Source organism: Paenibacillus sp. FSL K6-2441 (assembly GCF_037964765.1).
Lineage (GTDB): Bacteria > Bacillota > Bacilli > Paenibacillales > Paenibacillaceae > Fontibacillus > Fontibacillus phoenicis.
Genome location: NZ_CP150174.1, coordinates 110,001 through 125,586, shown reverse-complemented (window position 1 = coordinate 125,586; position 15,586 = coordinate 110,001). Strand labels below are relative to the sequence as shown.

At 50.9% G+C, this 15,586-nt stretch carries 13 protein-coding genes, 1 tRNA gene and 2 rRNA genes (1 of these 16 running past the window's edge); 1 reads left to right on the top strand and 15 read right to left on the bottom strand.

Annotated features, from left to right (window positions below):
- Positions 1–32: 32 nt before the first annotated feature.
- Positions 33–737: a 23S rRNA pseudouridine(2604) synthase RluF gene (rluF, locus tag NSQ80_RS00540; protein WP_009226796.1), complete on the bottom strand. Its 705-nt coding sequence runs from the start codon at positions 735–737 to the stop codon at positions 33–35.
- Positions 738–778: 41 nt separating this feature from the next.
- Complete coding sequence (locus NSQ80_RS00535) at positions 779–2,677, bottom strand: ATP-binding protein (protein ID WP_009226795.1); 1,899 nt, start codon at positions 2,675–2,677, stop codon at positions 779–781.
- Between the two features lie 352 nt (positions 2,678–3,029).
- Between NSQ80_RS00535 and tadA the strand changes: the two genes are divergently transcribed.
- Complete coding sequence (gene tadA, locus NSQ80_RS00530) at positions 3,030–3,527, top strand: tRNA adenosine(34) deaminase TadA (RefSeq protein WP_009226794.1); 498 nt, start codon at positions 3,030–3,032, stop codon at positions 3,525–3,527.
- 97 nt (positions 3,528–3,624) lie between these two features.
- Here tadA and NSQ80_RS00525 read toward each other — a convergent pair whose 3' ends face one another.
- The 13 genes from NSQ80_RS00525 to NSQ80_RS00465 all read right to left on the bottom strand — a co-directional run.
- Complete coding sequence (locus tag NSQ80_RS00525; RefSeq protein ID WP_339300896.1) at positions 3,625–4,701, bottom strand: hypothetical protein; 1,077 nt, start codon at positions 4,699–4,701, stop codon at positions 3,625–3,627.
- Between the two features lie 109 nt (positions 4,702–4,810).
- The gene (locus NSQ80_RS00520; RefSeq protein WP_339302145.1) at positions 4,811–5,626 is read right to left on the bottom strand and encodes a YitT family protein; all 816 of its coding nucleotides are present in this window, start codon (positions 5,624–5,626) and stop codon (positions 4,811–4,813) included.
- 315 nt (positions 5,627–5,941) lie between these two features.
- A complete protein-coding gene (locus NSQ80_RS00515; protein WP_009226791.1) occupies positions 5,942–6,097 on the bottom strand; it encodes a hypothetical protein in 156 nt (51 codons plus the stop codon).
- A gap of 109 nt (positions 6,098–6,206) precedes the next feature.
- Positions 6,207–6,295: transfer RNA gene (locus NSQ80_RS00510), tRNA-Ser, on the bottom strand.
- 61 nt (positions 6,296–6,356) lie between these two features.
- The gene (serS, locus tag NSQ80_RS00505) at positions 6,357–7,643 is read right to left on the bottom strand and encodes a serine--tRNA ligase (protein ID WP_009226790.1); all 1,287 of its coding nucleotides are present in this window, start codon (positions 7,641–7,643) and stop codon (positions 6,357–6,359) included.
- 142 nt (positions 7,644–7,785) lie between these two features.
- A complete protein-coding gene (gene pdxT, locus NSQ80_RS00500; RefSeq protein ID WP_323078454.1) occupies positions 7,786–8,364 on the bottom strand; it encodes a pyridoxal 5'-phosphate synthase glutaminase subunit PdxT in 579 nt (192 codons plus the stop codon).
- 161 nt (positions 8,365–8,525) lie between these two features.
- Positions 8,526–9,407, bottom strand: coding sequence for a pyridoxal 5'-phosphate synthase lyase subunit PdxS (gene pdxS, locus NSQ80_RS00495; RefSeq protein ID WP_009226788.1), 882 nt, complete (start codon positions 9,405–9,407; stop codon positions 8,526–8,528).
- A gap of 88 nt (positions 9,408–9,495) precedes the next feature.
- Positions 9,496–10,926 (bottom strand): D-alanyl-D-alanine carboxypeptidase family protein, encoded by a 1,431-nt coding sequence (locus NSQ80_RS00490; RefSeq protein ID WP_339300892.1) that lies wholly within the window; start codon positions 10,924–10,926, stop codon positions 9,496–9,498.
- Positions 10,927–11,051: 125 nt separating this feature from the next.
- Entirely contained in the window at positions 11,052–12,512 is a 1,461-nt protein-coding gene (guaB, locus tag NSQ80_RS00485; RefSeq protein ID WP_260071162.1) for an IMP dehydrogenase, read from the bottom strand.
- Between the two features lie 382 nt (positions 12,513–12,894).
- Positions 12,895–13,485 carry an ATP-dependent Clp endopeptidase proteolytic subunit ClpP gene (gene clpP, locus NSQ80_RS00480; protein ID WP_009227142.1) on the bottom strand — a complete coding sequence of 197 codons (591 nt, stop codon included), beginning with the start codon at positions 13,483–13,485 and terminating at the stop codon, positions 12,895–12,897.
- A gap of 18 nt (positions 13,486–13,503) precedes the next feature.
- On the bottom strand, positions 13,504–14,292 hold the full coding sequence (locus tag NSQ80_RS00475) for an RNA polymerase sigma factor (RefSeq protein WP_339302144.1): 789 nt from the start codon (positions 14,290–14,292) through the stop codon (positions 13,504–13,506).
- A gap of 682 nt (positions 14,293–14,974) precedes the next feature.
- Positions 14,975–15,091: ribosomal RNA gene (gene rrf, locus NSQ80_RS00470) — 5S ribosomal RNA — on the bottom strand.
- 139 nt (positions 15,092–15,230) lie between these two features.
- A 23S ribosomal RNA gene (locus NSQ80_RS00465) occupies positions 15,231–15,586 on the bottom strand; it runs 2,703 nt beyond the window's last position.

Sequence of the window (15,586 nt, the reverse complement as noted above, 5' to 3'; positions counted from 1 at the left end):
CCTGTCCTTTATTTTTCGTAGACCGTGTCACGTTAGGAAAGCTCGTAATTCAGGGCCAAGCCCAACTCCCGCTTCTCTTGTTCGGTTAAGTCGCGCCAGGTGCCCACTTTCTGTTGGCCGAGATGGATGTTCATAATCCGAATGCGCTGCAGCCTGCGCACCTCATACCCGAGAGCGCTGCACATTCGGCGAATTTGCCGATTCTTCCCCTCGGTCAGAATAATTCGGAACACCCGATCCGAAACCCGCGTCACCTTGCACGGCAACGTCATTTCCCCGAGAATTTTAACGCCTTCGCTCATCGCCTTCACAAAGCTAGGTGTAATCGGCCGATCCACGGTCACGATATATTCCTTCTCATGCTTGCCTTCCGCCCGCAGAATTTTGTTGACGATATCACCATCGCTGGTGAGCAGGATTAATCCCTCCGAGTCCTTATCCAGTCGTCCAATCGGAAAAATCCGCTCCGGATGCCCAACGAAATCCACAATATTGCCTTTCACATGCGTTTCCGTTGTACAGGTGATCCCCACCGGCTTATTTAAAGCGATATACACATGCTTAGAGCGCTTCGCCGCAATCGGTCTCCCATTGACCCGGACATCGTCTCCAGGCTCCGCCTGGCTGCCTAGAACCGCCTTGACGCCGTTAATGGTCACTTGGCCTGACTCGACCAGCTTGTCCGCCTCCCGCCGGGAGCAGAATCCCGTTTCACTGATGAATTTATTAATCCTCATGATGCTGTCTTTGGTCCCTCCGCATGGCCTAGCAGTTCGCTTTAATTCGCGAGATCCGCTTGCCCTTCGTGATGTTCTTCCTCCTCCTGTACAAGCGGGAGGGTAATGGTTACAGCCGTTCCTTTTCCAAGCTCGCTTTCGATCTTCAGCGTCCCGCGGTGTCCTTCAATGATCCGCTGGCTGATCATCAGACCGAGACCGGTCCCTTTCTCCTTGTTCGTGTAAAAAGGCTCTCCCAGCTTCTGAAGCCGGTCCTTGGAAATCCCCTCGCCTTCATCGATGACGCGGAGCACGGCAAAGCCACTGTCGTCCTCCTCCACTTGAAGCAGGATCTTCCCTCCTTTGGGCATGGCCTCCATTGCATTTTTCAATAAGTTGATGAATACCTGCTTCAGTTGGTTCTCTTCACAGTGTACCAGAACCGGGCTCGGCGAGAAATGCACTTCAAATTCAATATTATGTAAATGGGCTTCGCTATCCAACAAAGAGACGACGTCCCCCATCGTGAAGCGGACGTCCTTGATCTGAAACTGCACTGCCTGAGGCTTGGCTAAAATCAGAAATTCGCTGACGATGAGATTAATCCGGTCCAGCTCCGCCAGCATGACATCGGTATGCATCACGTTCACCACCCGGGTGCGCTGCTGCATTTGCAGAAACCCGCGGAGCGTCGTCAACGGATTGCGAATTTCATGCGCAACCCCGGCGGCGAGCTGACCCACGGTGGTCAGCTTCTCTGACCGACGCAGCAAGTCTTCCATTTTATTGTGCTCCGTCATATCGCGGGAAATGCTGATCAATGCGGTAATTTTGCCAGCTTGGTCAAAGATAGGCGATACGCTGATGCTCACCTCGACTTGGCTGCCGTCCTTGCGTAATCGGACGGTCTCCGCCAATACCGATTCGGCGGTTTCAATCACTTCATTCTCCGGACGCCAAATGGTCCTCCCATCTAACTCGGACTCCGGGAGAAAATCGAGATACTTCCCGACAATTTCTTCGCTGCTCCAGCCGTACAGCCTTTCGAAGGCGGCATTGACTTGCAGCACCCGCCCTTTGACATCCGTGATATGAATCGCATCAGCCGTCTGGCTTATAATCGATTCAAGATACTCCTTCATGGACCGGTTCTCTTCGCTCTTTTGCCTCAGCTCGGTCGTATAACGGCCCAAGTTGTCTGCCATGATGTTGATTTTGTGGGCGAGGAGTCCAAGCTCGTCAAAGCTGCTGACTTTTAAGCGAGTATCAAGCCGGCCTGAAGCCAGCACATTCACCTGGTCTAAAATATGGCGAATTGGTCGGATGAGCCCGCCAGCCATCCAATAGCTCCCCGCCACCATCAATGCCAACAGACTGAGGGAAACGATGAGCTGACTGATCATCTGCTTGTTGATCGCATCGGCAATCGGGGAATAACTAGACACGACACGAATGACGTAAGGCTTCTCCCCGCTATTCGTAACGGGAACATAGCACTCCAGAACGCGTTCGCCGTTAATCCGAGTATCCACCAGCAGGCTGCGATTTTGCGAAATGGCCTCCGCAACGGAGCGTCTCAGCCCTTCATCATTTTTATAGTTATAGGTCCCGAACAGCCGATGGTTGGCATCAAAATGATTCGGGTCAATCCCTGTAATCTCCAGCAAGCTGCGATTCGTACTCATCGATTTTTGCGAAATACGATCCGGGCTGGTCATGATCAGGATCGCATCGGTCATGTCGCTGCTCATTCTTCCGCCCAACGTAAGCTTGACATAAGTGTACAACGAACGACTTTGTTCGACAGCAATAGCAATTTGATTCGCAGTCAGCATCATGTTCGCTTCGCTGTCCCTGCGCAGATTGTCCCGTACCGTAAAATAACTTAAAACGATATTCAGAGAGAGGATAATCAGCGCAAAACAAGATATAATCAAAGCGAGCTTGGTTTTTATAGTCAAGTGTTTATCCCACCTCTGGAACTAATTTATGGATATTTATGGGATTCACAATTTCTACATACATCATACCTTTTACGACATGTTTTGCAAAGACGTTGAATTTCCCAGATCGTATCCTTACAATATGTAGAAATGCCTACAAAGCCAGTTCTTGAGTCTTATCTATGAGACGTGATGTTCTGTTGAGTTATCCACAAATTATCAACATACTCACAATATTCTGGATAATATGTGTATAAAAATGGGGATATTCTTGCAGTTATACACAATGTTATTCACAACATGTTAACAACGAATGCCTGTTCGTTGGACAAAACGAATGGTTACGTTCATTAAGGAGTTGATTTGATCTATGCCTTCTTCATCCCCTTTGATCCCCGAACCTCCTGCCTCAACTTATCCCCATGAATATTGGATGGCCGAGGCAATTCGGGAAGCTCGAAAAGCAGAAGCCATCGGCGAAGTCCCCATCGGTGCGGTGATCGTCCGAGGCGACGAAATCGTTGGACGCGGCCACAACCTGCGGGAAAGCTCGCTCGATGGAACCGCCCATGCCGAGATGATTGCCATCCGCGAAGCCAGCGAGCGGCTTGGCGCCTGGCGGCTCCTTCACTGTCGTCTCTATGTCACTCTGGAGCCTTGCCCAATGTGCGCCGGGGCGATCGTGCAGTGCCGTGTCCCCCATGTGATCTACGGGGCGCCGGATCCAAAGGCGGGGTGTGCCGGCACCCTGATGAACCTGCTGCAGGAACCGCGGTTTAACCACCGCACCGATATTACCTCTGGCATACTTCAAGAGGAATGCGCCTCGCTGTTAACCGAGTTCTTCCGCCGGCTTCGCAAGAAATAACTTCTCATAAAACATTAAAACCTCCAGCCCCTTAAGAAACATGGGACTGGAGGTTTTTTTCGAGTGTAAGTATAAACTGTTGGATAAGTCCTAACGCCTAATAGCCAAACTGGCTCATTTCCTCTTGCAGCTGTTCCAAAGTCAACGTGTCTGTCGGGATGCCAATTTCAAAGGCTGGCTTCTCGTTGATTTGGGTAAAGTGGCTGGTCATTTGCACCGCTGCCTTAACGTTCGTCTGCGTATCCGGATCGTTCACGGCGACGTCCACCTGAACATTGTAGTACGCTGGGTAATTGTTCTCGTCGATTGCGGTATCCACAGTGAACTTGTTGATTTGCAGATGATTCTTCATCTCATCCAGCGCCTCGCCCAATTCATCCTGGTTGCCTTCCTGCAGCTCCTGCTTCGCCTGCTCGATTTCCTCCGGCGTCAGCTGCAGCATCGAACGGTATTCTTCTTTCGCCAGGATATCCAGCATCTTCGGCAATGCCTGGTTTACCAGAATGGTCACCGCTTCTTTTACATTGTCATTCGTAATGGCAAACTGCACGACTTGCTTGGCCTTGAAGCCTTCCGGCAGCGAAGCCTCCTTAGGATCGATGTTGCTGAAGTAAGCCCCCGACTCATATTCGGCGAATAAAGCCCCCATCAATTCCGTACTCAGCTTCTGAGTTTTCTCCGGGTTGAATAGATCCGGATTGAACTCCTCGCCAGCTTGCTCTGCCAACTCTTTCAAGTCCAGTACCAGGAATTTCCCAGTCACCGACTCCGGCATTGGCAAGAATGGGATGCTTGGGATTTTGACGTACAGCTTCTCGGACGTCATCACCAACGGGATTGTAATTGTCGTCGTCATATCCCCTGTCAGTTTGACTTCCAGCGTTGCTTCGGTTTGCATCGGTTCCTTCTGATATATTTGCTTGATGTTGATCTCAGCGTTCTTGAGCATGGATAACACCGCGCCCACTTGCGCCGACTCGGTGTCCTCTGTCCCTTCTACGGAGAAATCCAAGATCTTAATTTGATTCTCCACCACGTAGGAATCCATCTCCAGCGCCTTCACCGCTGCGCTGCTCAAAGCTTCCTTCGGTTCTTTCTTACTGCTGCAGCCGGACAATACCAGCACGACAGACAGCATCACCAGCATCATCGACGTGAACCATTTCCTAGACATTACAGTCTCCTCTCTCCTGCCCTAACCTCATTCTAAAGCATTCCTTTTTCTGAACACTTCTCACATATCATAAACCATACGCCAATAGGACGGAATTCATTTCTCCAAATTAATGGATCGCCTTTTTCTTGAAACGTCCGCCTTTGACGTCATGAATGTTTCCGACTGCCAAAAATGCATTTTCATCGTAATGATTAACGATTTCCTTCAGCTTAGCTTCTTCCAAGCGGGTAATTACACAGAAGATGACTTTCTTCGGATCCCCGGAAAAACCGCCTTCTCCAGTTAAGTACGTAACGCCGCGGCCCAAACGGCTTAGAATAGCATCTCCGATCTCATCGATTTGATCGCTGATGATCCATACCGATTTCGACTCGTTTAAGCCATCTACCACGATATCAATCGATTTGTAGGCAATATAATAAGCTAACAGCGAAAATAATGCGCGCTCCCAGCCAAACACGAAGCCTGCGCTAAGCAAAATAAAAAAGTTAAAAAACATAATGACTTCGCCAACCGAAAATGGGGTTCTGCGCGAAATCAGAATAGCAACGATTTCGGTACCGTCTAAGGAGCCACCAAAGCGGATGACTAAACCGGTACCTATACCCAGCAATATCCCGCCAAACACAAAGGCCAGCAAAGTATCCGTCACAAACGGTTCAACATGGTGCAACAGTGTTGTGCCGGCCGACATGACGGAAATACCCAACAGGGTGGATATCGCAAAAGTTTTGCCAATTTGCTTATAACCGACAATAAGAAAAGGGAGGTTGAAAAGGAAGAGGAATACCCCAAGCGGGAGACCCGACAAATAAGAGGACATTACGGAAATACCGGTTATACCGCCGTCCGTAATTTTGTTAGGCACCAAAAACAGTTCCAGTGCAACGGAGACGATCACCGCTCCAATGACAATAAACATCGATCTGAACAAGGTGCTTTTCAGCGTCCGCTGTTTATGTTGGCGTACTTGGGTTGCATTAGGTGGAATCAGATGGGTTGGATTAACTGCGTTCAAATGGCATCACGATCCTTTCAAGTTGATTTGCATAATTCTTCCTCTCACCATTCTTTCTGAAGTATTCATGCTCCCGTGTAAAGACACACCCTATCTTTATTATGACATTTTCTTGGCTTGTTGTCTTGTTCTAATTCATAAGTCCCCTGGCAGTTTCAATACAAAAGCCCCAGCAGAGCTGGGGCCGAGGGACAGCGAATCGTTTCCAATGAAGAAGGCTTACCCTTCCGGATTGTAATGGCCATCTTGTTTACGCATTTTTACCTTTTTGGACCCGGATAACGGTTCTGGGCCTCTTTTCCCCTTGTCTCGCCGATGATCCTGGTCTTGCACGTTGTCGGAGCCTGAGGTTTGATAGGTCTGCGGTTTCGTCATAACAAATAAAGCCTCCCTTGGTTTAATCCACAAGGTTAATTTGCGAAGAAACGGCAGCCCTTATACACGAAAAAAAGAGCATCTCTGCTCTCTGAGTATACGATATGTATGGCGGAGAGGGTGGGATTCGAACCCACGTGGGCTTGCACCCTAACGGTTTTCAAGACCGCCCCGTTATGACCGCTTCGGTACCTCTCCAAGGAAAAATCCGATTCGCGTAACAAATCAGATTCTACCATATCGTCCGCAAGCGCGCAAGTTAATTACGCTTGGTAATCTTCTGCAAATTCCCCATATAAGGACGCAGAACTTCAGGAATAACAACACTGCCGTCCTCTTGTTGGTAATTCTCAAGAATGGCCGCTACGGTACGACCGACAGCCAGCCCTGAACCATTCAGCGTATGCACAAACTCCGGCTTCGCTTTCGGCTCCGGACGGAACCGGATGTTCGCCCGGCGAGCTTGGAAGTCCTCCACGTTAGAGCAAGAGGAGATTTCGCGGTAGACGCCGCTTTCCGGGAGCCATACCTCTAGGTCATACGTTTTAGCTGCCGTAAAGCCCATATCGCCCGTACACAAGGCAAGCACACGGTAAGGCAGGCCCAATAGCTGCAGCACGCGTTCCGCGTTCTCCGTCATTTTCTCCAGTTCGTCATAGGAGGTGTCTGGATGGACAATCTTGATCATTTCCACCTTATTGAACTGGTGCTGACGAATCAAACCCCGCGTATCGCGGCCCGCCGCGCCAGCCTCGGAACGGAAACAGGAGCTGTAAGCCACATAATAACGCGGCAAGTCTTCCGCATTCAAGATTTCGTCACGATGATAGTTGGTTACCGGCACCTCAGCCGTTGGGATCAGATAGTAGTCGTTGCTGCCGGTGAGCTTGAACAAGTCCTCTTCGAACTTCGGAAGCTGGCCTGTCCCGTACAAGCTGTCTTGATTCACGATGTACGGCGGAAGCATTTCCTCATACCCGTGCTCGTTGCTGTGCAGATCCATCATAAAGTTGATGAGTGCACGCTCAAGACGGGCCCCCAGCCCTTTGTAGAACGTAAACCGCGAGCCGGTTACCTTAGCTGCAGCCTCAAAGTCAAGGATGCCGAGGTCAGCGGCAATATCCCAATGCGCCTTCGGAGTAAAATCGAATTTCCGCGGTTCGCTCCAACGGCGCACCTCAACGTTATCTTCTTCAGAAGCCCCCACCGGTACACTCTCATGAGGAATGTTCGGAATCGAGAGCATCAGCTGATCAATTTGGGCCTCCAGCGTTCGTACCTCTTCGTCCAGCTCCTTGATGCGATCCCCGACTTCGCGCATCTCCACGATCAGCTCGTCGGCGTCCTCTTTGTTTTTCTTACGCTTGGCCACTTCTGCAGATACCGTGTTGCGACGGTTTTTGAGCGCTTCGCTCTCTTGAAGCAGCTCCCGGCGTTTCTCATCCAGCGGGGCAAAACCGGAGATCAGCTCCAACGATTTCCCCCGATTTTTCAGCGCTTCCTCAACGCGCGCATATTCATTTCGTAAGATTTTCACATCTAACATGAGTAGTCCCTCCTAGAATGATCCCGCACAGACCTGCCGACCTTCATCTGGGGAGACCCGCGGACGGAAAGGCTGCTTAACGGAAGTTCAAAACGCCGGTAAAACAGACAAAACCTCAACCCGCAAAGGAGTCAAGGCCTGCTTACGGCTGCTTGGCTTGCTTGATCATCTCCACAAAATACGTATGTAGCGAGAAGTCGTCGGTCAGTTCCGGGTGAAACGACGATACGAGCAAATGCCCTTGTCGTGCGGTCACGATCTCGTCCTTATAGGTCGACAACACCTCGACTCCGTCTCCAACCGCCGTGATCAGCGGAGCACGAATAAATACGGCCCGCAGCGGCGCCTCAAGTCCCTTCACGTCAAGGTCGGTCTCGAAGCTTTCACGCTGACGTCCAAACGCATTGCGCGATACTTTAATATCCATCAGACCGAGATGAGGTTCCTCGCCGCCCTCGATCTCCTTCGCCATGACGATCAATCCTGCACAAGTCCCAAAGATCGGTTTCCCTTGTCCAGAAAAATCCCGAATGGCTTCAATAAAGCCGTATTTCCGCATCAGCTTGCCGATCGTCGTGCTTTCGCCGCCAGGAATAATCAATCCATCCAAGTCAGCAAGCTGCTCGACTTGCTTCACGGTTACGCCTTCAACTCCGGTCTTCTCCAAGCTGCGGATATGCTCCGCAACTGCGCCTTGCAGCGCCAACACCCCTACTCTCATGATAAACCTTCTTTCTCTAGAGGTAGTTCAAATCGTCGTTACCATTCCTCTTTGAACATTCATTAAAACGGCAGTTTACTAAGATGTACCCCGACCATCCCTAGGGACAGCCGGGGTGAAAGACTTGCCTTTGATTCCAGCGGTTACTTCCGCTCTCAGGATTACCAGCCGCGATCCGACATCCGCTCTGCTGCGGCCAATTTGGAAATTTCAATGCCTTTCATCGGCGTACCCAAGTTCTTGGATACTTCAGCGATCAGTTTGTAATCCGTGTAATGCGTCGTCGCTTCAACGATCGCCCGGGCAAATTTCTCTGGATTATCCGATTTGAAAATACCGGATCCCACGAACACCCCGTCTGCACCCAAGTGCATCATCAAGGCCGCATCCGCCGGAGTAGCTACCCCGCCTGCAGCGAAGTTAACGACTGGCAGCTTGCCTTTCTCGTGAACTTCGAGCAGCAGATCGTAAGAAACGCCGAGGTTTTTCGCTTCCGCATACAGTTCGTCCTTCGACATGTTTTGTACTTTGCGAATTTGGCTGTTGATCAGACGCATATGGCGTACCGCTTCAACGATGTTGCCCGTTCCTGGTTCGCCTTTCGTCCGGATCATCGATGCGCCTTCGCTGATCCGGCGCAGCGCTTCACCCAAGTCCTTAGCGCCGCACACGAACGGCACCGTGAAATCCCGTTTATCGATATGGAACACTTCATCCGCCGGGGTCAGTACTTCACTCTCGTCCAAATAGTCTACCCCAAGCGATTCCAGAACTTTCGCTTCCACGTAATGACCAATACGTGCTTTGGCCATAACCGGGATGGAGACAACCTTCATGACTTCCTCAATAATCGTTGGATCCGCCATGCGGGCAACGCCGCCAGCCGCCCGGATATCGGAAGGCACACGCTCCAGCGCCATAACGGCGGTAGCCCCGGCCGCTTCGGCAATTTTGGCTTGTTCCGCATTCATGACGTCCATAATGACGCCACCTTTTTGCATCTCAGCCATACCTCTTTTAACACGCGATGTTCCTGTTTCCATGTCCAATCCTCCCGATAATAATCTAACTAAATATTTTACAAGATACGCCTTAAATACACAACCCGTTTACTCGGATTTGAATGGACCGTTAGAAAAGATTTTTGATCCCGTTAAACAGATCGCTGAAGAAATCACCAATCGCCCGCATCACCAGGGTGAACCAGCCGGCTTTCTCCGCATCCTCGGCCGTGATCAGATCAACCGTCTTCTCAAGCGTTTGGTCCATGCCCGGCGCTTTAAACGTGTAAGTCACCGTCCCAACCTTGGTTCCTTGCTTCAAAGGAGCTGTCAGGTTGCTTTCGTCGGCCAGCGTTACTTTGGCTTCAACCGCACTCGTGTCTGCGCCTTTCGGCACAACGAAGCTAACCGCTTGATCGGTTACCACCGGAACTTCCGTATTTTTGGCTTTCTTCACCGTAACGGTTTCAATTCCAGCCACCGTCGTCTTCGGCGGCACGATTTGTTTCGTTTCAAAGTTATTGAACCCGTAGTCCAGGACTTTCCGCGTTTCCACAAAGCGGGCTTTGTCCGAAGCGGTACCCATGACCACGCTAATTAGCCGCATTCCGTTACGCACTGCTGTACCTGTAAAGCAGTTACCGGCATTGGAGGTGTGTCCCGTCTTCAGACCGTCCAAACCCTCGTAAGCAAATTGTTTAAAGTTCGTGACGTTCTTATTGGCTTCCAGCATCCAGTTCAAGTTCACCATCGGCGCGGTATCGCGGTCGCGGAACTTCTTGCTTTGAATCGTTGTAAAGCGGGTAAAGTCCGGATGGTCCGTTACGATATATTTGGCCAAAATAGCAGCATCCAGCGCGGACATTACGGTTTCTTTCCCATCGGTCGGACGGAATTCCGCCGGCATATCTGCGATATCCAAACCGGTCGAGTTCGCAAAGTGGGCGGTCTTCATTCCCATCCGCTTGGCTTCATCGTTCATCATTTTCACAAAAGCCTGCTCGGAACCGGCCACATATTCTGCCAGAGCAACCGTCGCATCATTGGCGGAGGCAATCGCCATCGCCGTATATAGTTCTTCTACAGTATGTTGATCCCCTTCGGCCAGAAAAATCCGTGAACCGATCGTTTGGGCAGCATTTCTCCCTACGGTCACTACGTCATCCCAGCTGAACTTTCCTTGTTTCACAAGTTCCGCCACGATATATTCGGTCATCATCTTGGTCATGCTGGCCGGAGGCAGCGGTTGTTCCCCATTAACATTCAATAAGATTTGTCCAGAGACAGGCTCGAGCAAGATCGCAGCGCTGACTTCCAAACCTAAAGACTCCACGGAAGGAATTGAGGTAGCCGTTTGCACTGTCGTCGTTTCGGTTGTCGTTGTTTCGGCAGTAGTAGATTCTGTCTGTTCCCCTTCGGCCAGCGCCATCGCCGGCGCGAGAGAGAATACTAGCGCATTCAGCAGCAGCACAGAAGCAACGCCTTTGCGCAGGAAACGCCGTTTAGTTGTCGATTTGCGTTGTGGTTGTTTGAGTTTCAATGCCCTTAAAGCTCCCCTCATATTCTTTCATTTTGCTTTATCTATTCTATCACAGGGGTACCTGTAAAAAAAGACAAGCAGGGCGGAAAACGCCCTGCCAGTGTTGGAATATTATGGTCAGCTCATTTCTATCAAAATTTACGAGTTTATTGAATCGAGTAGTTAGGCGCTTCTTTGGTGATTTGTACGTCATGCGGATGGCTTTCGCGCAGGCCGGCACCCGTGATGCGCACAAACTGCGTATCGTTCCGCAGCTCTTCGAGCGTCTTCGTGCCGCAATACCCCATCCCGGAACGCAGACCGCCAATGAGTTGGTGGATCGTATCCGAGAGCGGTCCCTTATACGCTACGCGTCCTTCAATCCCTTCCGGAACGAGCTTCTTGTCATCGTCCTGGAAGTAGCGGTCCTTACTGCCTTGCTTCATGGCACCCAGCGAGCCCATGCCTCTGTATACCTTATACCGACGCCCTTGATAGATTTCCGAGTCGCCAGGGCTTTCCTCGGTCCCGGCAAACAAGCTGCCCAGCATGACCGCATGCGCACCGGCCGCGATCGCTTTGGTAATTTCGCCGGAGTATTTGATGCCGCCGTCCGCGATAATCGGAATTCCGTATTCACGGGCAACTGTCGCGCAATCGTATACTGCCGTGATTTGCGGCACGCCGATCCCAGCGACGACGCGGGTGGTACAGATCGAACCCGGTCCGATCCCCACCTTCACAACGGAAGCTCCGGCTTCGATCAAAGCTCTCGTTCCCTCGCCTGTCGCTACGTTCCCTGCGATGATCGTCAAGTCCGGATACCGTCTGCGAAGCTCGGCCACAGCATCAATAATGTTAATGTGATGGCCATGCGCCGAATCGACTGTAATGACGTCAACGCCGGCTTTTACCAACGCCTCAGTCCGTTCAAAGGTATCCTTGGAGATGCCAACCGCTGCGCCAACAAGCAAGCGCCCTTGGGCATCCTTAGCCGCATTCGGGAATTGGATCGCTTTTTCAATATCTTTGATTGTGATAAGGCCTTTCAGAATATTCTGCTCGTCAACGAGCGGAAGCTTCTCGATTTTATGCTTTTGCAAAATAATTTCTGCTTCGTGCAACGATGTTCCCACCGGAGCGGTAATCAGGTTGTCTCTCGTCATGACGTCGCTGATTTTGATATTATAATCATGAACAAAGCGCAGGTCACGGTTGGTCAAAATCCCCACCAGTTTCTGCTCTTCATTCACAATCGGCACGCCGGAAATGCGGAACTTGGCCATAACCTGCTCTGCATCGGATACGAGATGATCTGGAGTCAGCGAGAAAGGATTGGTGATAACGCCGCTCTCGGAGCGCTTCACCCGATCGACCTCTTCAGCTTGTTGTTCGACCGGCATATTTTTATGGATGATCCCAATGCCGCCTTCCCGTGCGATGGCGATTGCCAGCGCCGCTTCGGTGACCGTGTCCATGCCTGCACTGATCAACGGAATATTCAGCTTCACCTTGTCGCTAAGCCGAGTGGACACGTCCACCTCTTTAGGCAATACCTCCGATTTACGGGGAATCAGAAGCACATCGTCAAACGTTAAGCCTTCCTTGTCAAATTTACTTTCCCACACCGTGATGAATCCTCCTTCGAATTTTGATGATTTGCTGGGCTTTATTCCTGAAATTCGGGTATAAAAAAAACGACTACCGTGTAATCCCTATGAAGACACAACCCTTATATATCAAGACCGTATAGCCGCTTACGAAAATATATTGTTCCCATCTTAGCAAAGCCCCTCTGGGCTGTCAAGGACAAGCGCAAGCAAAGTAACAGGCGGCCTCCCAGCGAATACGAGTGTCTATTTGTCGCGTACATTGACCTAAAATTTGCAGGTATTCTGATGCTAATCCTGCCCCATTCCCCTTCGTTTGATTCTGCAAAAAGAAATAGGACGGAGAAGCCTTGGGCGCCTTCTTCCGTCCTTGTATTTTCCTTGTATACACTTCGCTCAGCTAACGCTTATTGGGCGTAATCACCTGGTCGATGATCCCATACTCGCGCGCTTCGTCTGCGCTCATGAAATAATCTCGGTCCATGTCTTTTTCAATCCGCTCTAGGGGTTGACCGGTGCATTCCGCGGCAATGGTGTTCAACACGGCTCGGGTTCGCAATATCCGGTTAGCACTGATCGCAATGTCGCTGGCCTGCCCTTGGGCACCTCCATGCGGTTGGTGAATCATGATCTCGCTGTTGGGAAGAGCAAATCGTTTGCCCTTTGCCCCGGCCATTAACAGGATCGCGGCAAAAGACGCCGCCATTCCAGAGCAGATCGTCTGCACGTCGGGTTTCACATACTGCATCGTATCGTAGATCGCAAAGCCAGCTGACGTCGAGCCGCCCGGACTGTTGATATAAAAGTAAATATCCTTCTCCGGATCCTCCGCCGCCAAAAATAGCATTTGCGCCATAATGCTATTCGCAACCTGATCATCAATCGCGGAACCGAGAAACACGATCCGATCCTTCAGCAAACGTGAATAAATGTCATACGACCGCTCTCCCCGGCCGGTTTGCTCAATGACGTAAGGAATGACTGAACTCATGGCTTACCCTCCTTCAAATCAGGCGGCAAGACCGTAGGACATCAACATCAGATGGTTCTGCACCGGATCGGCAACAAGAGTGTCTACCTTGCTTCGTAAAGAGCTGCGACGGTACGACTGGAGAGTTACCACCGGAACCACATCCTGAGGCCGGGCGTCGTTATACAGCATCGCCAGCGCAGCCGCGTCTTCTCGGCGAATCGCATCCATGTAGGCAAGAACGAGTACATCGTCGGTGAAAGCCTCGGGTAAGGTGTCCTCCTTCATGGATTGAACCTCACCCTCCGGTGGCGCTGCAACTCCTCGTCTGGAACCCTTCACTGTATTCCGCAGTCTGACCCGAGCTCTGTGCAAGGCGGCTTTCACCGCCCCTTCCGTCGACCCAATCAACTGCGCTGCTTCGCCAGCTGTATATTTTAAAGTATCAATCAGCAGCAGCGCGGTGCGTTGTAGAGGCGAAAGCTCGTCAACCAGCGTCTCCATTGCGGCCCACACTGCAGCAGGATCGGTCGGTTCCGGCGCTTGCAGATGTTCGTCCAGGGGGAGCGATTCAACCGGAAGCTTCCGTTTGCGATTACGGTCGATCCAAGCATGCTGGGCGGCACTGTAAAGATAGGCTCGTGTGAGTTGAACGTCATCACCTTTCCCTTGCGTCGCCGACCATATCTTAAGCCATGTATCCTGCGCCAAATCGTCGCCTTCCCAAACGGATCCGGTGATAGATCGGCAGTAATTGCGCAGTGCGGTACCGTACAATTGGACCCATGTTTGAAAGTTGCCCCTTTCTGAACGGGACCGTGCAGACACGGATCTCTGCAGATCACGCTCCTTAGCTGCTATAGGCACCGGAACACACCTCCATCTGTAGTGTAAGATCTCGCGATCTCCAATGATCCATCTTGTGTCATGCCCTCACACCAGTCTTCGACCAACCAGGAGTAAGCTGAAGACTTACTCACCGGTATAAACGTATTTTTCGGAAGGAACGATACGCGGGATCATCAAATTTTTTATAAATTTTTTATATCATAACACCTTTCGTTCACACTACACACTAGCAGCTTTAGCCGCATTTGCAGCTCCCCACAGTGGATCCTGGATTGGCTCGATTGGGGTAAAGTTTAAGTATGGCATAGTATAACTCATGAGCAGTATCTCAAGAGCGGTATCTCAAGAGCGGTATCTCAAGAGCGGTATCTCAGCTGCAGTATTGTACCGTCTGCCCCTCCACGCGATTCCTGCAAAAATACAGTTTTTGTGAGGAGAAATTGCCATTTTGCCCAAAATCCCTGCAAAAGTGCAGGCTTTTGGGGCCGATTTGCTCCATTGCCCCAAATCACGAAAAAATAACTGCACTTTTGCAGGCTTCGGCTCAAAAATCGGGATTTCCCCGAAAAAAACTGTACTTTTGCAGGTTTCCAGCTCGGGGTAAGCACAAGTCAAACACAAAAAGAGCACCACCGATCACCGGTAGTGCTCTTTCTTCTTTGCTTGGCAGCGTCCTACTCTCCCAGGACCCTTCGGTCCAAGTACCATCGGCGCTGGAGGGCTTAACGGTCGTGTTCGGGATGGGAACGAGTGGAACCCCTCCGCCATTGCCACCAAACATGATTTTTGCGCTGCTTTTACTTCCGCACTTTCCGCTTCAGCAAAAGATCAAACCTTATAAAAGGCTTGCAGCTAAAAATCGGTTCAAGGTTGAATCCTTGAAAACTGGATACGAAACTAGATTTGCATTTTATTTTTTGGATAAGCCCTCGACCGATTAGTACCTGTCAGCTCCATGCCTTACGGCACTTCCACCTCAGGCCTATCAACCTTGTCGTCTTCAAGGGGTCTTACATACGGGGAAATCTCATCTTGAGGGGGGCTTCACGCTTAGATGCTTTCAGCGCTTATCCCGTCCGCACTTAGCTACCCAGCTGTGCTCCTGGCGGAACAACTGGTGCACCAGCGGTGCGTCCATCCCGGTCCTCTCGTACTAAGGACAGCTCCTCTCAAATTTCCTACGCCCACGACAGATAGGGACCGAACTGTCTCACGACGTTCTGAACCCAGCTCGCGTACCGCTTTAATGGGCGAACAGCCCAACCCTTGGGAC